Annotated in this window: 8 protein-coding genes; all 8 read left to right on the forward strand. The window is 75.1% G+C overall.

Going from position 1 to position 18,782, the window contains the following annotated elements; translation table 11 throughout:
* Positions 1–146 precede the first annotated feature (146 nt).
* Genes ACFC1T_RS20250 through ACFC1T_RS20285 form a run of 8 tightly spaced genes read left to right on the forward strand, consistent with a single transcriptional unit; the run spans position 147 to position 18,744 of the window.
* The gene (locus tag ACFC1T_RS20250) at positions 147–1,094 is read left to right on the forward strand and encodes a DUF5829 family protein (RefSeq protein ID WP_375890419.1); all 948 of its coding nucleotides are present in this window, start codon (positions 147–149) and stop codon (positions 1,092–1,094) included.
* Complete coding sequence (locus tag ACFC1T_RS20255; RefSeq protein ID WP_375890421.1) at positions 1,091–6,250, forward strand: amino acid adenylation domain-containing protein; 5,160 nt, start codon at positions 1,091–1,093, stop codon at positions 6,248–6,250. Before ACFC1T_RS20250 ends, ACFC1T_RS20255 begins: the two co-directional genes overlap by 4 nt.
* Positions 6,247–10,731, forward strand: coding sequence for a MupA/Atu3671 family FMN-dependent luciferase-like monooxygenase (locus tag ACFC1T_RS20260; protein ID WP_375890423.1), 4,485 nt, complete (start codon positions 6,247–6,249; stop codon positions 10,729–10,731). Before ACFC1T_RS20255 ends, ACFC1T_RS20260 begins: the two co-directional genes overlap by 4 nt.
* Entirely contained in the window at positions 10,728–15,080 is a 4,353-nt protein-coding gene (locus ACFC1T_RS20265) for a type I polyketide synthase (RefSeq protein ID WP_375890425.1), read from the forward strand. Before ACFC1T_RS20260 ends, ACFC1T_RS20265 begins: the two co-directional genes overlap by 4 nt.
* Position 15,081: 1 nt before the next feature.
* Entirely contained in the window at positions 15,082–16,317 is a 1,236-nt protein-coding gene (locus tag ACFC1T_RS20270; RefSeq protein ID WP_375890426.1) for an amidohydrolase family protein, read from the forward strand.
* Positions 16,318–16,340: 23 nt separating this feature from the next.
* Entirely contained in the window at positions 16,341–16,535 is a 195-nt protein-coding gene (locus ACFC1T_RS20275; protein ID WP_375890436.1) for an MbtH family protein, read from the forward strand.
* Between the two features lie 5 nt (positions 16,536–16,540).
* Entirely contained in the window at positions 16,541–17,140 is a 600-nt protein-coding gene (locus tag ACFC1T_RS20280) for an NADPH-dependent FMN reductase (RefSeq protein WP_375890428.1), read from the forward strand.
* Entirely contained in the window at positions 17,137–18,744 is a 1,608-nt protein-coding gene (locus ACFC1T_RS20285; protein ID WP_375890429.1) for an acyl-CoA carboxylase subunit beta, read from the forward strand. Before ACFC1T_RS20280 ends, ACFC1T_RS20285 begins: the two co-directional genes overlap by 4 nt.
* Positions 18,745–18,782 lie beyond the last annotated feature (38 nt).

Genomic DNA, 18,782 nt, shown 5'->3' on the forward strand with positions numbered 1-18,782 from the left:
GGACCCGCTACAGGGTCGGGGACAGGGGCGACCCAGGGGGTCCCGGGGATTCCCCCAATGACGTTCCGGCGGGCCGTCCTGCCAGGATTTCCGCACCGGGCCGCCCCCGGCTCCCCACCCTGGCCGACGCCGATCGGAGTGACTGAGTGACGACCGGATCCGCACTCGACGGCGGGCGCCCCGTGCCCCGCCTCGACCACGTCATGGTTCTGCTCGACGAGCCGGCCTACCGCTCCGCGGCCGACAGCGGCTTCCTCGCGCAGCGCTTCGGCCGGACCAAGCGCAAGGACGCCGACAGTTCCCTCGCGGGGCAGTACTCCACCCTCGGGGTGGCCGGCCGCAACACCCTCGTCGAGTGCTTCGGCACCGGCCTGCCGAGCACCTCCCCGATCACCGCCGGCCTGGTCTTCTCCTTCGAGGAACCCGGCTCCTCCCCCGCCGCGCGCGGCCTGCTCGACGCCTCCGGAACCGTGGTGCACCACTACGACCTGGTACGACGCGCGGTCGAGGGCAGCGACGAACGGCAGCCCTGGTACCACCTGATCAGCGTCGGGCTGGGCGAGGCGAGCCCGGTACTGCTCTTCCTCAACGAGGTGACGCCCGAGTACTTCGACGCGATCGGCGCCCGCACCGCACCGGACGGCTCGATGCCCCGGAGCGCCTACCTGGACGCGACGCTGGGCACCCCGCAGGACGGCCCCCGGCTGCTCCGGGACGTCGTCGGCGTCACCCTCGCGTTGCGGCCCGCCCGGGCCGCCGCGATCGCCGCGGCGCTCGCCGCCTTCGGCTACACCAGCACCCCGGTCGACGTCGGCCTGTCCGTCGAGGGGTACGGCCTGCGGCTGCTGCTGACCTACACGGAGAACTCCGCGGAACGCGTTCTGGAAATCGAGATGGACCTCGCCGACCCCCCTGCCGGAGGAATTCCGGACCAGGCCGCATTCGATTTCGGGGAAACCTCCCGCCTGGTCGTCGAACGGGGCACCGCGCGCTGGTATTTCGACGAGCCGAGGGATTCGAAGGCGGACGCCCCGCTGGGGGACGTCCCGTCCCTCCCGTCCCTCCCCGACTCGGCGGGGACGGCCGGGGCATGAACTTCCGCGACGTGTTCGACGAGGTCGCCGCCGCCCGACCGGACGCGGTCGCCGTGGAGTACCGCGGGCTGCGGACGACCTACCGGGAACTCGACACCCGTTCCGCCGCGCTCGCCACCGCCCTGGCCGCACGCGGTATCGCCCCCGGCACCCTGGTCGGCCTGGCCGCGAGCGCCTCCCCCGACTTCCCGGTGGCACTGCTGGCCGTCCTGCGGGCCGGGTGCGCCTGGCTCCCGCTCGACCCCGGCTACCCGGCCGAGCGCCTGTCGTACATGATCGAGGACTCCGGGATCTCGCTGGTGATCGCGGACCCGGCCACGGCCGGGCACCTGCCGGCCCGCGGCGTCGAGTTCCTGGACCCGACCGGCTCCCCCGCCACAGCCCCCGCCGCGCCCCCCGCCGCAACTCCCGCTCGCGGCAACCCCGGTGTGCAGCCGCGGCCCGCGATCCGCCCGGAGGACCTGGCGTACGTCATCTACACCTCGGGTTCCACCGGCCGCCCCAAGGGTGTCGAAATCACCCACCGGGGCCTGGTGCACCTCGCCCGGGCACAGGCCCGCACCTTCGGGGTGGTGCCGGGCGACCGGATCCTGCAGTTCGCCCCCACCAGCTTCGACGCGTCCGTGTTCGAGGTGGTCATGGCGCTGTCGGCCGGGGCCACGCTGGTGCTCGCCGACCGGGCGGACATCCCGCCCGGCCCGGAACTCGCCGACGCACTACGCGACCTGCGGATCACCCTGGTCACCCTGCCGCCGTCGGTGCTCGCCACCCTGCCGGTCGTCCCGCTGCCCGACCTCGCCGTGCTGGTCTGCGCGGGCGAGGCGCTGCCCGAGCAGTCGGCGGCACGCTGGCTGCCGGGCCGGCGCGTCTTCAACGCGTACGGGCCGACCGAGACCACGGTGTGGGCGACCGTCGCCGAACTCGCCCCGGGCGGCGGCAAGCCGCGCATCGGCCGACCGGTCCCCGGCGCGCACACCCTGGTCCTCGACGAGCGGCTTCGGCCCGTCCCTCCCGGCACGCCCGGGGAACTGGCCGTCGGCGGGGCCGGCGTGGCCCGGGGCTACCGGGGCCGGCCCGGTCTGACCGCCGAGCGCTTCGTCCCCGACCCGGCCGGCTCCGGCGGGCGGGTGTACCGCACCGGCGACCTCGTGGTCCAACACCCGGACGGCGAGCTGGAGTTCATCGGCCGGACCGACCATCAGGCAAAGATCCGAGGCTTCCGGGTCGAGCCGGCCGAGATCGCCCACCACCTGGCCGAGCACCCGGAGGTGGCCGACGCGGTCGTCACCGTGCGGGAGACCTCCGCCGGTCCCGAACTCGTCGGCTACGCGGCGGGCCCGGGACTCGACCGCACGGGACCGGACGCCGACCGGCTGCGCGGCTACCTCGCCGGCCGCCTGCCCGCGCACCTGGTCCCCGCCGCCGTGGTCGTCCTGGAACGCATGCCGCTGACCCCCAGCGGCAAGATCGACCGTCGCCGGCTGCCCGCTCCCGACCGCCCCGCGACCGCGGCGGGTGACGATCCGTCGACCGGGCCCGCCACCCCCACCGAGCGGGACCTCGCCCGCATCCTCGGCGAACTCCTGGGCGGGGGCCCCGTCGCCCAGGAGGCCGACTTCTTCGCGCTCGGCGGCCACTCGCTCCTGGCCGGCCGGTTCGCCGCCAGGGTCCGCGAGGAACTGGGCCGCGAACTCTCCCTCCAGGCCGTCTACGAGACCCCGACGGTCCGCGCCATGGCGCGCCTCCTCGACGGCGGCCCGGACCCCGCCGACCGGCCCGGCTCACGGCGGCGGGCCCCGGCCGTACCCGCCATCCGCCCGACCGGGACGGCGGACGGCGAGGCCGTGCCGCTCTCCTTCCCGCAGGAACGCGTCTGGTACCTCGAACAGTTGGCGCCCGGCAACCTCGCCTACAACGCCCAGGCCACCATCCGCCTGCGCGGCCCGCTCGACCCGCGGCTGCTGCGCGCCGCCCTCACCGGGATCGTCCGGCGCAACGACGTCTTCCGGATGGCGTTCCGCGAGGTCGGCGGTGTCCCGATGCAGTTCCGGCAGCCGCCGGTACCGGTCCGGCTGCCGCTGGTCGACCTGTCCGCCGTCCCGGCGGACGAACGGGACCGGCGGACCGAGCGGATCGTCCGGGAGACGACGGGGCACCCCTTCGATCTCGGCGCGCCTCCGCTGGCGCGCTGGGTGCTGGTCCGCCACGCGGCCGACGACCACACCCTGGTGCACGTCGAGCACCACCTGGTCCACGACGGCTGGTCCTTCGCCGTCTTCCTGCGCGAACTGCGCGACGGCTACCAGGTGTTGGCCGAAGGCCGCACCACCGTCGACCGCCCCGACCCGCTCAGTTACGCGGACTTCGCGCTCTGGCAGCGCTCCTGGCTGACCGGCGACGCCCTCGCCGCCCAGCTCGACCACTGGGCCGTCGAACTGGACGGCGCCCCGCCCGCGTTGGACCTGCCGACCGACCGGCCCCGGCCCGCCGTGCAGAGCTTCGCCGGCGCTGCCCTGCGGGTGGACCTGCCGGCGGGCCTGAGCCGCCGGCTGCGCGCTTTCAGCCGGGCCGGCGCCGTGACCCTGTACACCACCATGCTCAGCGGGTTCGCCGCCCTGCTGTCCCGGCACAGCGGCCAGCGGGACCTGGTCGTCGGCACCGGTGCGGCCAACCGCCGGCTGGCCGAGGTCGAGGAGCTGATCGGCATGGTGGTCAACACCCTGCCACTGCGCTTCGACCTCACCGCGGCCGCCACCTTCGCGGAGCTGGTGCGCCAGGTGCACGCGACGACGGCCCGCGCCCACGAGTGGCAGGACGTCCCGCTCGACCGGCTGGTGGAGGCCCTGCAACTGCCCCGCGACCCCACCCGCAACCCGCTGTTCCAGGTGATGTTCAGCTTCCACGACTCCCACATCCCCGACCTCGCGTTCGCCGGACTGACCGGCACCGTGCGGGAGTTGCACAACGGATCGGCGAAGACCGACATCAACGTGGTCGTGCTGCCGCGCGCCGAACAGCGGGCCGGACGCGCAGTGCCGGGCACGGAGGGGCACGGGGGAGGCGACGACACCATCACCCTCATCTGGGAGTACGCCACCGACCTGTTCGACGCCGCGACCATGCGCTCCCTCGTCGACCGCTACCTCACCCTGCTGGGGCAGGCCCTCGACGCCCCGGACCGGCCGCTGGACCGGCTCGACCTGCTCACCCCCCGGGAGCGGCAGCGGGAACTGGCGGCGGCCGCCGGCCCCCGCACCCCGTTCCCCGCCGACCGGACCCTGCCCGAACTGTTCGCGGAGTGCGCCGCCCGCCACCCCGACGCGCCGGCCCTGGTGCACGGCCCACGGACGCTCCGGTACACGGAACTAGACGAACGGGCCAATCGGCTGGCCCACCTGCTGCGGGCCCGCGGGGTCGACCGCGACGTCCCCGTCGGCGTCCTGCTCGATCGGGGCGAGGAGATGGTGACCGCGCTGCTGGCCGTGCTCAAGGCCGGCGGCGCCTACGTGCCACTGGACCCGGGCTACCCGGCCGACCGGCTGGAGGCCATGCTGCGGGACACCGGGGCGCCCCTGGTCGTCACCCGCGCCGCCCTGCGGCCCCTGATCGCGGGCCGGGCGCCGGTCGACTTCCTGGCCCTGGACGAGGCCGACCTAGCCGCCGCCCCCGCGACCGCGCCCGAGCCCCGGGCCACCCCCGGCTCGCTCGCGTACGTGCTCTTCACCTCGGGCTCCACCGGCCGCCCCAAGGGCGTGCTGGTCGAGCACCGGTCCGTGCTCCGGCTGGTCCGCGGCGCGGACTACGCCGAGTTCGGCCCCGGCGTGCGGATGGCCCAGGTCGCCGACGTCTCCTTCGACGCGCTCACCTACGAGCTGTGGGGCGCGCTGCTGAACGGCGGCTGCGTGTGCATCGTCGACCGGGACGAACTGCTCGCCCCCGGCGGGCTGGAGGAGGCACTGCGCCGCCACCGGATCACGGACATGTTCCTCACCTCCGCACTGTTCACCGAGGTGATGAGCCACCGGCCCGGCACCTTCGGTGGCCTCTCGCACCTGATCGTCGGCGGCGACGCCCTCCACCCCGGACGGGTCCGCGCCCTGCTCGCCCAGAGCCCGGCCCGCCGCCCGGCCCGGCTGAGCAACGGTTACGGCCCCACCGAGACCACCACCTTCGCCGTCTGCCACCCCGTCGAGGAGCTGCCCGACGACGCGGGCTCGGTACCCATCGGGCGCCCCATCGCCAACACCACGGCCTACGTGCTCGACGAGCGGCTGGCCCCCGTCCCACCGGGCGTCCCGGGCGAGCTGTACATCGGCGGCCCGGGGGTGGCCCGGGGTTACGCCTCCCGGCCGGCCGACACCGCGCAGCGGTTCCTGCCCGATCCCTTCGCCGCCGACGGATCGCGCATGTACCGCACCGGGGACACCGTCCGCCGCCGCTCCGACGGCGCGCTCGACTTCCTCGGCCGCGCCGACCACCAGGTCAAGATCCGCGGCTACCGGGTCGAACCCGGCGAACTGGAGACCGTGCTCACCGGCCACCCGGCGGTGGGCCAGGCGGCGGTCGTCGTCGACGACGACCCGCGCGGGCGCCGGCTGGTCGCGTACGTCGCCCCGCCGCCCGGCAGTGCCCTGCCGTCCGCCGCAGAGCTGCGCTCCTTCCTCGTCGGCACCCTGCCCCCCTTCCTGCTGCCCGCCGCCTACGGACTGCTGCCGGCCCTGCCGCTCACCCCGAGCGGCAAGATCGACCGGGCGGCGCTGCCCGCCGTCGACGACGCGGCCCCGCCGGCCGGAGAACGGCCCGCCCCGCGCGACCGGACCGAACGCGCCGTCACCGAACGGATGGCGGACCTGCTCGGCGTCACCGGCCTGGGGGTCACCGACGACTTCTTCGCGCTCGGCGGCAACTCCCTGCTGGCCATGCGGCTGGTGGCCGGGCTCGGCGAGGACTTCGGCGTGCGGATCCGGCTCAGCCGCTTCCTCGCCGACCCCACGGCGGCCCGGCTGGCGGCGGAGGTGCGCAGCGCGCCCCGGCACCACGTGACGGACGGCGGCCCCACCGACGAGGAGCGGCTGCTCGCCCGGCTCGACGAACTCACCGACGACGAGGTCGCCGGACTCCTGGACGACATGGCGGACAACGAGGTCGAACGATGACGCAGCACCCGACACCCGAGGACCGGCAGGGCGGTTCCGCCGCCGAACGGCGGGCCCGCCTGGCGGACCGGCTCCGGCAGCGGATCACCGAGCGCCACCACCCGCTCTCCTACCCGCAGCAGCGGCTGTGGTTCCTGGACCAGTTGGACCCGGAGAGCGCGGTCTACGTCGTCCCGCTCACCTACCGGATCTCCGGTCCGCTGGACCTGCCCGCCCTGGAGGCGGCCCTGACCGCCCTGGTGGAGCGGCACGAGGTGCTGCGCTCGGTCTTCCGTTCCGTGGACGGCCTGCCCCGGCAGTTCGTCCGGCCCGCCGGGCCCGTACCGGTCGAGCTGGTCGACCTCTCGACCGCCGGTGACCCTTCGGCCGAGGCCGACCGGTACTGCGACGCCCAGGCCAGGACGGCCTTCGACGTGGCGACCGACCTGCTGATCCGACCCGTGCTGCTCAGGCTCGCCCCCGAGGAGCACCGGCTCTGCCTGACCCTGCACCACATCGCCTGCGACGGCTGGAGCCTCGGCGTCCTGGCCGAGGACCTCGGCGCGCTGTACTCCGGCCGGCTGCACCCCGGGCGGGACGCCCCGCGGCCCGAACCGCTCGACGTCCAGTACCGCCACTTCGCCGCGCACCAGGCGGAGCTGCTCGGCGGCCCGGCCCTGGCCGGGCTGCTCGACCACTGGCGGGGTCGGCTGGCCGACGCGCCGGCCCTGGTCACCCTCCCCGCCGACCGCCCCCGGCCGCCCGTCCAGGGCCACACCGGCGGGCACGTCGACCTGACCCTGCCTGCCGAGCTCGTGGCCCGGGCCGAGGAGCTCGCGCGCTCCGGCCGGACCACCCTGTTCGCGGTGCTGCTGGCCGCGTTCACCGCCGTCGTGCACGCCCACACCGGCACGGAGGACGTCGTCGTCGGCTCCCCGGTGGCCGGCCGTCCGGAGGCCGCCTGGCAGCGGCTGATCGGCCTCTTCGCCAACACCGTGGTCCAGCGGATCGACGTCTCCGGGAACCCGGCCTTCCGGGAGCTGGTCGCCCGGGCCGGGACGGAGAGCCGAGCCGCCGTCGCGCACCAGGAACTGCCCTTCGAACGCCTGGTGGAGGAGCTGCGGCCGCAGCGCGACCCCGCGTACAACCCGCTGTTCCAGCTGATGTTCAGCTACCACGAGGAGGCCGGGCCGGGGCTCGTCCTGCCCGGCTGCACGGTCCGGATGGAGCCCGGGGACACCGCCACCGCCAAGTTCGACCTCACCATGGCCGTCACCCGCTCCGGCGACCGGCTGCGGGCGCGGCTGGAGTACGCCGACGAGCTCTTCGACGCCTCGACGATCGAAGCCTTCGCCACCCACTTCCGGGTGTTCCTCGCCGCCGCGCTCGCCGACCCGGACCGCCCGGTCGGGGCGCTCCCGGTCCTGGAGCCGGACGAGGAGCGGCGCATCCTGACCGCCTGGAACCCGGCCCCCGCACCCGGCCCCGATCCCCTCCCGGTCCACGAGCTGATCCGCCGCCAGGCCCGGCGCACCCCGGACGCCCCGGCCGTACTCGCCGCGACGGGCGACGACGAGCCCCTCAGCTACCGACGGCTCGACGAACTCTCCGACGACCTGGCGGACCGGTTGCGGGCCGCGGGCGTCACCGCCGACACCCCCGTGGGCATCTACCTGGACCGCTCGCCGCTCCTGGTCGTCGCCCTGCTCGCCGTGCTGAAGGCCGGCGGCGCCTACCTGCCCCTCGACCCGGTCTACCCGGCCCGGCGGCTGGCCTTCATGCTGGCCGACTCCGCCGCGCCGGTCGTGCTCACCCGGCGCGGGCTGGCCCGCCGGCTGCCGCCCACGGCCGCGGTACCGGTCCTGGTGGACGCGCCGGCTCCAACGGGGCGGGCGGGGGTGCCGACAACCCGCACCGCCGCCACGACCGGCACCGCCGCCACGACCGACGACCGGCTCGCCTACGTCATCTACACCTCGGGCTCGACCGGCCGCCCGAAGGGCGTCATGGTCAGCCACGCCAACCTGTCCTGGTTCCTCTCCGCCATGGACCGCGTGCTGGGCGACGCCGCCCCCGGGTCGACCTGGCTCGCGGTCACCTCCGTGTCCTTCGACATCTCCGTCCTCGAACTCCTCTGGCCGCTCACCCGGGGGCACCGGATCGTGGTGCGCGGCGACCAGCCCACCGCCGTCACCGCCGCGGCCTCCGGAGCCGCGGTGACGGCGGCCGACCAGGCCCGGGCCGTCGACTTCAGCCTGTTCTACTTCGGCGGCAGCCCCGCCTCCGCCGGCCCCGGGGAGGCCTACCGGCTGCTGCTGGAGGGCGCGCGGTTCGCCGACCGCCACGGCTTCGCCGCGGTGTGGACCCCGGAGCGCCACTTCCACGACTTCGGCGGGCTCTACCCCAACCCCTCGGTCACCGCAGCGGCCGTCGCCGCCGTCACCGAGCGGGTGGCCGTCCGCGCCGGGTCCGTCGTCCTGCCGCTTCACGACACCCTGCGGGTGGCCGAGGAGTGGGCGGTCGTGGACCAGCTCTCCGGCGGCCGGGTCGGCATCTCGGTGGCCTCCGGCTGGCAGCCCGACGACTTCGTCCTGGCCCCCGACCGCTACGCCGACCGCCGGGAGGCGATGCTGGCCGGCCTGGCCGAACTGCGGTCGCTGTGGCGCGGCGGCTCGGTCACCCGCCGCAACGGCGTCGGCAAGGACAGCGAGGTGCGGATCTTCCCGCCGCCCCTCCAGGGCGACCTCCCGGTCTGGATCACCAGCGCCCGCAGCCCCGAGACCTTCCGGACGGCCGGCGAAGCCGGTGCCGGACTGCTCACCCACCTGCTCGGCCACACCTCCGAGCAGCTCGCCGAGAAGATCCGGCTCTACCGCGAGGCCTGGCGGGCGGGCGGCCACCCCGGCCGCGGCCACGTGACCCTGATGCTGCACACCTTCGTCGGCACGGACACCGACGCCGTGCGCGAGCAGGTGCGGGCACCGCTCTGCGCGTACATCAGGACCTCCCTCGACCTGCTCTCCGGGCTCGGCGGGGCGCTCGGCCGGGACACCGACCCCCGGCTGCTGCCCGAGGCCGAACTGGACGCGCTGGTGGAGCGTGCCTTCGAGCGCTTCTTCGAGACCTCGGGGCTGCTGGGCACCCCGGAGCACTGCGCCGACCTGGTCGACCGGCTCAAAGGCGTGGGGGTGGACGAGATCGCCTGCCTCGTCGACTTCGGCGTCGACCCCGACCGGGTGCTCGCCTCGCTCGAACTGCTCGCCGACGTCAGGGAGTTGTCCGAGGACCGGCGGCACCGGGCCCGGGCCGACGAGCCGATCGCCGAACAGCTGCGCCGACACGGCGTCACCCACCTCCAGTGCACCCCCTCGCTCGCCGGGGTCCTGGCCGGGGATCCGGCGGCCCACGACGCGCTCGCCGGCCTGCACCGGCTGCTGGTCGGCGGTGAGACGCTGCCCGCCCCGCTCGCCCGCGACCTCGACGCCCTGGTGCCGGGCGGCGTGCACAACATGTACGGCCCCACCGAGGCCACCGTGTGGGCGAGTTCGGGGGCGGTCGGCGCCACCGGCCCGGTCACCGTCGGCACCGCCCTGCCCGGCGCCACCGCGCACGTGGTGGACGCCCACCTGCGGCCCGCGCCGCTCGGCACCCCCGGCGAACTGCTCCTCGGCGGGCCGGGGGTCGCCCGCGGCTACCTGGGCCGCCCCGGGCTGACCGCCGAGCGCTTCGTCCCGGACCTCTTCACGGCGGACGGCGGACGGCTGTACCGGACCGGGGACGCGGCCCGGCGCAGGCCCGACGGGCAACTGGAGTTCATCGGCCGGCTGGACCACCAGGTGAAGGTGCACGGACACCGCATCGAGCCGGGCGAGATCGAGAACGTCCTGCGCGAGCACCCCGGGGTCCGGGCGGCGGTCGTGACGGTGCTGGGCGAGGGGCCGCACGCGCGGCTCGTCGCGCACTGCGTCGTGGAAGCCGGCGCCGGGCGCGCCCCGGACGCCGCCGGACTGAGCGCCCACGCGGCCGCCGCGCTACCCGCCCACATGGTCCCGGCCGACGTCGTCCTGCTCGACGCCCTGCCACTGACGCCCAACGGCAAGGTCGACCGGGCCGCCCTGCCCCTTCCCCGGCCCGTCGGCGCCGTCGCCGACGAACCCCCGGGTACCGACCTGGAGCGCCGCACCGCCGAGGTCCTCGCCGAGGTCCTGCGAGTGGACCGACTCGGGGCGACCGACAACTTCTTCGACCACGGCGGCAACTCCCTGCTCGCCGTACAGGCCAGGACCCGCCTGCAGCCCGTGCTCGGCGAGCGGCTCACGCTGGTCGACATCTTCCGCTACCCGACGGTCCGGGCCCTGGCCTCGGCCTTCGCGGACGCGGACGGCGGGGCGGCGGCCGGGGCACGACCCCGGGTGCGGGAGGAGGCCCGGGAACGGGCCGAACGACAGGCACAGGCGCGCAACCGCCGGGCGCGGCTGCGCCAGGAACGGAGCAACCCATGACGGACGGGGGGCGGCCCGGCGTGGCCGAGAACATCGAGGACATCGAGAACATCGAGGACGACGGTGCCGAGGACGGGGACGTCGAGGCGGTCGCCGTCATCGGGTTCGGCTGTCGGGTCCCCGGGGCCCGCGACGTGGACACGTTCTGGCACAACATGCGGGAGGGCGTCGAGAGCATCACCCGGTTCGACCGGGAAGAACTCCTGGCGGCGGGCAATGACCCCGAGGCGGTCGACGACCCCGACCAGGTGCCCGCGTCCGGGTACCTGCCCGATGCGGACCGGTTCGACGCCGCCTTCTTCGGCCTCGGCCCGGCGGAGGCCGAGGCGATGGACCCCCAGCACCGACTGTTCTGCGAGACGGCCTGGGAGGCGTTCGAGAACAGCGGCCACGACCCGGCGGGCATCGACGGGTCGATCGGCGTGTTCGCCGGCTCCTTCATGAACAAGTACCTCACCGCGAACCTGGCCACCAACGCCCGGTTCCAGCGCTCCCCGATGGCCGCGGCCGCCCGGATCTACAACGACAAGGACTTCCTGGCCACCCGGGCGGCGCACCTGCTCGACCTCGACGGCCCCGCCTTCACCGTCCAGAGCGCCTGCTCGACCTCCCTGGTCGCCACGCACGTGGCCTGCCAGTCGCTGCTCGGCCACGAGTGCGACGTCGCCCTCGCCGGCGGGGTGACCGTGAACGTGCCATTGAAGGCCGGCTACCCGGTCGCGGAGAGCGGCCTGTTCAGCGCCGACGGCCACTGCAGGCCCTTCGACGCCGGTGCCGGGGGAACGGTCCCCGGGAACGGGGCCGTGGTCCTGGTCCTGCGCCGGCTCTCCGACGCGCTCGCCGCGGGCGACCACGTCTACGCGGTGATCAAGGGCTCCGCAGTCAACAACGACGGCTCGCTCAAGGCCGGGTTCACCGCTCCCAGCGTGGACGGCCAGGCCCGGGTCGTCGCCACCGCCCTCGCCCTGGCGGGCGTCGCCCCGGAGACGGTCGGGTACCTGGAGGCCCACGGCACCGCCACCAGGGTCGGCGACCCCATCGAAGTCACCGCCCTCGCCCAGGCGTTCGGCCGCCCGGACGACCCCGGGCAGGACGGGCAGGACGGGCCCGACGGCACGGACCGGTACTGCGCGCTCGGCTCGGTCAAAGCCAACATCGGCCACCTGGACGCGGCCGCGGGCGCCGCCGGACTGATGCGCGCCGCGCTGGCCGTGCACCACGGGGTCGTCCCGCCCACGGTGGGCTTCCGCACGCCCAATCCCGAACTCCGCCTGGAGCACACGCCGTTCCGCGTCCCCACCGCGGCCGAGCCGTGGACCCCCGCCGGACCGCGTCGGGCCGGGGTCAGCGCCTTCGGGGTCGGCGGTACCAACGCCCACGTCATCCTGGAACAGGCCCCACGGCTCCCCCGGCCCACCACCCCCGCGCGGCCCTGGCAACTGCTGCCGCTGTCCGGGGACACCGGACCCGCCGTCGCCTCGGCGGCGTCCCGCCTGGCCGACCACCTCGACCGGGCCGCACCCGAACTCCCGCTGCACGACGTGGCGTTCACCCTCCAGGCCGGCCGCCGGGCATTCCGCACCCGCGGGTTCGCGGTCTGCCGGGACCGGACGGACGCGGTGGACGCCCTGCGCGGCGCCCGGCCCGGCCGGCTGGTCACCCGCCCCGCACCCGAGGGCGTGCACGAGGCCGTCTTCATGTTCCCCGGCGGCGGCATGCAGCACCCCGACATGGGGCTCGACGTCTACCGCAGCGAGGAGGTCTTCCGCGAGGAGGTGGACCGGTGCGCGGAACTGCTCGGCGGCCGGCTCGGCTTCGACCTCAGACGGCTGTTGTTCCCGTCCGCCTTCCCGCCCCTGGAGGGACGCCGACTCGTCGGCGGGGCGGCCACCATGGGCCGCGGGCAGGGTGCGGGCGTGGTCTGCGCCCTCTTCACCGTGGAGTACGCGCTGGCCTGTCAACTCCTGGCCTGGGGCGTCCGACCGGCCGCGATGATCGGTCACAGCCTGGGCGAGTACGTCGCCGCGGCGCTGTCCGGAGTCCTCTCGCTGCCCGAGGCGCTGGACGTCACACTCGCCCGCGGCGAGCTGTTCGCCGCCATGCCGCCGGGGAGGATGCTCGTCGTCGCGCTGCCGGAGGAACGGGTGGTACCGCTGCTCGGCGACCGGCTGTCGGTCGCGGCGGTGAACGCCCCCGGACTGACGGTGGTGGCGGGCCCGGACGAGGAGGTCGCGGCGCTGCTGACCCGGCTGCGGGCGCGGGACGTCGACTGCCGCAAGGTGAGCGTGCCGGTGGCCAGCCACTCCTGGATGGTCGAGCCGTACCTGCCGGCCTTCGCCGACCGGGTGGCGGCCCTCAACCCGTCGGCGCCCGCCGTCCCCTTCGTCTCCGGCGTGACCGGGGACTGGATCACCGACGCCGAGGCCAAGGACCCCGGCCACTGGGTGCGCCACCTGCGGCAGCCCGTCCGCTTCGCCGACGGGCTGCGGACCGTCCTCGGCCGGCCCGGCCGGGTCCTGGTCGAGATCGGCCCCGGCCGGGCGCTGACCCAACTGGCCGCCGCCCAGCAGCTGGCGCCCGCCCCGGTCGCCGTACCCACCATGGGTCTGCCCCGGGACCCGCTGCCCGACCTCGCCCACCTGGTCACCGCCGTGGGGCGGCTCTGGCAGTCCGGCGTCCCGGTGGACTGGCGGGCCTTCCACGGCGAGGCGACCCCGCGCCGGGTCCCGCTGCCGGGCCGGCCGTTCGCCGGCCCCCGGTACTGGGTGGAGCGCGGCTCGGCGGTGCCGCAGGAGCCGGCCGGGCCGACCGGCCGCTCCGAGCCGGTCGACCCGGCCGCCCCGGAGCGGCCGGAGGCCGACGCCCCGCGCACCGAGCGCGAGCGGCAGGTCGCGGAGATCTGGTGCGACCTGCTCGGGATCGAGCGGATCGGCTGCGACGCCGACGTCTTCGACCTCGGGGCACACTCCCTGATGGTCACCCAGGCCACCCGGCAGCTGCGCCGACTGGGCGCCACCGCGCTCAGCGCCCGCGACGTCCTGGGCGCCCCGACCGTCGCCGAGCTGGCGGCCCTGGTCGACCGGATCGTCGCGGGCGAACCCGCCGCCGCGGCGCCCGGCGGGCCGGACCTGGCGGCCGAGGTCACCCTGGACCCGGCGATCACCGCCGCCGGACTCCCGGCGCCGGCCCCGTCGGCCGCTCCCCGGGCGGTCCTGCTCACCGGCGCCACCGGGTTCGTCGGGGCCTTCCTCTGCGCCGAACTGCTGCGCCGGACCGAGGCGGACGTGCACTGCCTGGTGCGGGCCGCCACCCCGGCCGAGGGCCTGGAGCGGGTCCGCGCCGCGCTGGACTCCTACGGCCTCGACGGCGGCGACAGCCCCCGGCTGCGCGTCGTCCGCGGCGACCTGGCCCAGCCGATGCTCGGACTGACCGAGGACGCGTTCGACCGGCTCGCCGACACGGTCGACGCCGTCCACCACTGCGGCGCCTGGGTCAACTTCGTCCGCCCCTACCGCGCCCTCAAGGCGGCCAATGTGCTCGGCACCCAGGAGGTGCTGCGGCTGGCCACCCGACGGCGGCTCAAGCCCGTCCACCACGTCTCCACCCTCGCCGTGCTCGCCGGGGCCGTCCTGGGCGGCGCCGACCGCATCCGCGAGGACGACCCGCTGCCCCCGCCGGTCGGCCACGACACCGCCTACAGCCAGAGCAAGTGGGTGGCCGAGGGCCTCATCGGCCTGGCCCGGGCCAGGGGCGTGCCGGTCTCCGTCTACCGGGCGGGCGGCGTCCTGCCCTCCGCCCGCAGCGGGGCCGCCAACAGCGAGGACTACATCACCAAGGTGGTCCAGGGCTGCGTCCAGCTCGGCCTCGCCCCGCAGCGCCGGTACGACCTGTCGGTGGGCACCGTGGACCACCTGGCCCGGCTCGTCGTCGGCCTGTCCCTGGAACCGGCGGCCCTCGACCGCACGTACCACACCATCGACCCCCGGCCGCTCGCCTGGGACGACATCTTCGCGTACGTCCGGGCCCACGGCTTCCCCGTCCGCAGCGTTCCGTTCGCCGAGTGGCGCGGCGCGCTCGTCACCCGGGTGGAGCACGAGGGCGAGGACAACGCCCTGGCACCGCTGATGGCCATGATCGGCGAGGTCCCCGACCGCCGGATGCCGGTCATGGACTGCGCCAACGTCCGGGCGCACGCCGCCGCCGAACTGGCCACAGCCCCGGCGCTGGAGGGCAGCTACTTCGCCCGGATGCTCGACGCCTTCGTGCGCCGCGGCCTGCTCCCCCCGCCGCAGGACGCCCCCGGCGCCCCGGCCGCCACCCCCATCGACCCCAGCAGCGAGGACCACTGACATGACACTGCTACTGACCGGAGCCACCGTGCTCGACGGACTGGGCAACGACCCCGTCGACGGCGGCGCGGTGCGGATCGAGGACCAGCGGATCGTCGCGGTCGACGACCGGGCGCCCACCGGTGAGGCCGAGGTGGTCGACCTCGGCGGGCTGACCCTGCTGCCCGGCCTGATCGACGCCCACGTACACCTCGGACACTCCAGCGAGACCCGGGCGGTCCTCAACATGGAGCTGTCCGTGGCCGAGCGGGCCGCCGACATCTTCCGGACCCTGCGCCAGACCCTGGACGCGGGCTTCACCGCGGTGCGCGACTGCGGCGGCATCGACCACGGCATCCTGCGCACGGTCGGGCGGGGCCTGGTGCCGGGCCCGCGCATCTGGGCCTCCGCCTCGCCGCTCGTCCAGTGCGGCGGACACGGCCACCTCGGCTCGCCCTTCCAGCCGCCGGACGCCACCTTCCACTTCCGGGTGCGCGGACTCACCGCCGTCGGCCGGATCTCGGACGGCTGCGACGAGGTGCGCAAGGCGGCCCGGGAGTGCTTCCGGCAGGGGGCGTCCTTCCTCAAGATGGCGGTCACCGGAGGAGTGGTCTCGCTCGCCGACTCGCTGGACGACACCCAGTTCACCGTGGAGGAGATCGCCACCGCGGTGGCCGAGGCGCACGCCCGGCACACCTACGTCACCGTGCACGCCCACAACGTCGCGGGGATCCGCAACGCCGTCACCGCCGGCGTCGAGTGCGTCGAGCACGGGACCGGCATCGACGAGGGCACGGCCGCGATGATGGCCGCGCGCGGCGTCGCCCTGGTGCCCACCCTCGCCATCGCCAAGGTTCTGGAGGAGGACTTCGACCGGCACGGGCTGCCCGAGCAGATCCGGCACCGGGTCGGGGACACCATGCAGGGCATGACCGACGGCCTGCTCGCCGCCCGGGCCGCCGGCGTGCCGATCGGCTCGGGCTCCGACCTCATCGGCCCGAACCAGAACCGGCGCGGCCTGGAGCTCGCCCTGAAGGCCGAGGTGATCGGGGCCCGCGAGGCGATCATGTCGGCCACCTCGGTCAACGCCCGCATCATGCGGGTCGCCGACCGGATCGGCTCCGTCGAGACCGGCAAGTTCGCCGACCTGATCGCGGTCGACTTCGACCCCCTCGAAGAGCCCGGGCTCTTCGACGACCCCGACCGCGTCGTCCTCGTGGTCAAGGGCGGCCGGATCGTCAAGGACACCCGCAAGTGACAACACCAGCCGAGGAGTCGCACATGTCCGCCGAGGAGCCCGGGTTCGTCGTGGTGGTCAACGACGAGGAGCAGTACGCGCTCTGGGACGCCACGTTGTCCGTACCGGGCGGCTGGCGCCGGGAAGGGTTCGCCGGCCCCAGGGCCGCCTGCCTGGAGCACATCGAGACGCGCTGGACCGATCTGCGACCGCTGAGCCTGCGCACCGCGGACCGGTGAGCCGCGTGGACGTCCTGAACGTGACGGCCGCCGGCCCGGCGCCCCTCGTGGTGGGGATCGGCGGCACCGGCCGCGCCGGCTCGACCACCGACCTGGCCCTGACGCTGGCCCTGCGCGGCGCCGAACAGGCCGGTGCCCGGACCCTCAAGTTCGACGGCGCCTTCCTGGAGCAACTGCCGCTGTTCCGCCCGCACCACCCCGGACGCGTCCCGGCGATCCGGCAGTTGCTGGCCCGGGTGGCCCAGGCCGACGGCGTCGTCCTGGCCACCCCCAGCTACCACGGCGGGGTCTCGGCACTGGTGAAGAACGCCCTCGACTACCTGGAGGACCTGCGCGAGGACACCCGGCCCTACCTGCACGGCCGGGCGGTGGGCTGCCTGGTCAGCTGCGCCGGCTGGCAGGCCGGCGGTACCACGATGGCCTCGCTGCGCTCCATCGTGCACGCCCTGCGCGCCTGGCCGGTCCCGCTGGGCGTGACCCTGACCGCCGAGACCGGGCGCACGGAGCACGTGCGGGACCAGCTGTCCGCCGTCGGACGCATGACGACCGAGTTCGCCCAGGCCTTCGGCGCCCGGCAGGGCGCCACCGCACAGGGAGCCCGATGAACACCACCGAGCACCTCGCCACCGACACTCCCGCCCTGCTCACCCGGCGCACCACCGCGGAGCGCATCGCCGAGCTGGAGGAGCGCAAGGACGAGGCGCTGCGGCCCGGTTCACCCCGGGCCGCCCAGCGCCAGCGCATCCTCGGCCGGCTGACCGCCCGGGAACGCATCGGGCTGCTGCTGGACGACGGCTCGTTCATGGAGACGGAGGCGCTCGCCCGACACCGCTCCACCACCTTCGGCATCGACGACCAACGGCCCTACGGCGACGGGGTCGTCACCGGCGTGGGCACCGTCGACGGCCGCCGGGTGTGCGTGTACGCCCAGGACGCCACGGCCTTCAACGGCAGCGTCGGCGAGGTCTTCGGCGTGAAGGTCGGCAAGCTGCTCGACCTGGCCCTGCGCACCGGCTGCCCCGTCATCGGCATCAACGACTCCAGCGGGGCCCGGCTCCAGGAGGGCGTGCTGGCGCTCTCCGCGTACGGGCAGGTGGCCCGCCGCACCGTCGAGGCCTCCGGCGTGGTCCCGCAGATCTCCCTGATCATGGGCATGTGCGCCGGAGGGGCGGTCTACACCCCGGCCGCCACCGACTTCGTCGTCATGGTCGAACGGACCTCCCACATGTTCGTCACCGGACCGGACGTCATCCGGGCGGTGACCGGCGAGAAGGTGGGACTGGAGGAACTGGGCGGCGCCGAGGTGCACGCCCGGCGCACCGGTGGGGCACACTACCGCGCCGACGGGGAGGAGGAGGCGATCGCGTTCGTCAAGGACCTGCTCTCCTTCCTGCCGGCCAACAACGCGACCGAACCGCCCACGTACCTGTCCGGCGCCGTCACCGGCCCGAGCGCCCGCGACACGGCGCTCGACCGGGTGATCCCGGACAGCCCCGAGGAGCCGTACGACATGCGCACGGTGATCGAGGCCGTGGTCGACGACGGCGACCTGCTGGACATCCAGCAGGAGTTCGCCCCCAACATCATCTGCGGCTTCGCCCGGATCGAGGGGACCAGCGTCGGGGTGGTGGCCAACCAACCGCTGCACCTGGCCGGCGTCCTGGACATCGACGCCTCGGAGAAGGCCGCGCGCTTCGTCCGGTTCTGCGACGCGTTCAACATCCCCGTGCTCACCTTCGTCGACGTGCCCGGGTTCCTGCCCGGGACGGTCCAGGAGTACGGCGGGATCATCCGCCGCGGCGCCAAACTGGGCTTCGCCTACGTCGAGGCCACCGTCCCCAAGGTCACCGTGATCACCCGGCGGGCGTACGGCGGCGGCTACGCCTCGATGGGCTCGAAGGAACTCGGAGCCGACCTCTGCTTCGCCTGGCCCACCGCCGAGATCGGGGTGATGGGAGCACGCGGCGGGGTGGACATGCTGTTCCACCGCGACCTGAGCGGCGCCGAGGACCCGGCCGGGCTCAAGGCACGGCTCACCGAGGAGTACGAGGAGCAGCTGATCAGTCCGTACGTGGCGGCCGAACGCGGCTGCGTCGACGACGTGGTCCGGCCCGCCGAGACCCGACTCGCGGTCACCCGGGCTCTGCGCGCGCTGCGCGACAAGCGGGTGATCCCGCTGCCTAAGAAGCACAGCAACATCCCGCTGTGACGGCCGGGCGGCCCGCGGCACCGGCCCCGGCCCCGGCC

The organism is Kitasatospora sp. NPDC056076 (assembly GCF_042266305.1).
GTDB lineage: Bacteria > Actinomycetota > Actinomycetes > Streptomycetales > Streptomycetaceae > Kitasatospora.

Coding starts and splice junctions, on each gene's coding strand:
- ACFC1T_RS20255 (WP_375890421.1), top strand. CDS start 1,091: ATGAACTTCCGCGACGTGTTCGACGAGGTCGCCGCCGCCCGACCGGAC.
- ACFC1T_RS20260 (WP_375890423.1), top strand. CDS start 6,247: ATGACGCAGCACCCGACACCCGAGGACCGGCAGGGCGGTTCCGCCGCC.
- ACFC1T_RS20265 (WP_375890425.1), top strand. CDS start 10,728: ATGACGGACGGGGGGCGGCCCGGCGTGGCCGAGAACATCGAGGACATC.
- ACFC1T_RS20270 (WP_375890426.1), top strand. CDS start 15,082: ATGACACTGCTACTGACCGGAGCCACCGTGCTCGACGGACTGGGCAAC.
- ACFC1T_RS20275 (WP_375890436.1), top strand. CDS start 16,341: ATGTCCGCCGAGGAGCCCGGGTTCGTCGTGGTGGTCAACGACGAGGAG.
- ACFC1T_RS20285 (WP_375890429.1), top strand. CDS start 17,137: ATGAACACCACCGAGCACCTCGCCACCGACACTCCCGCCCTGCTCACC.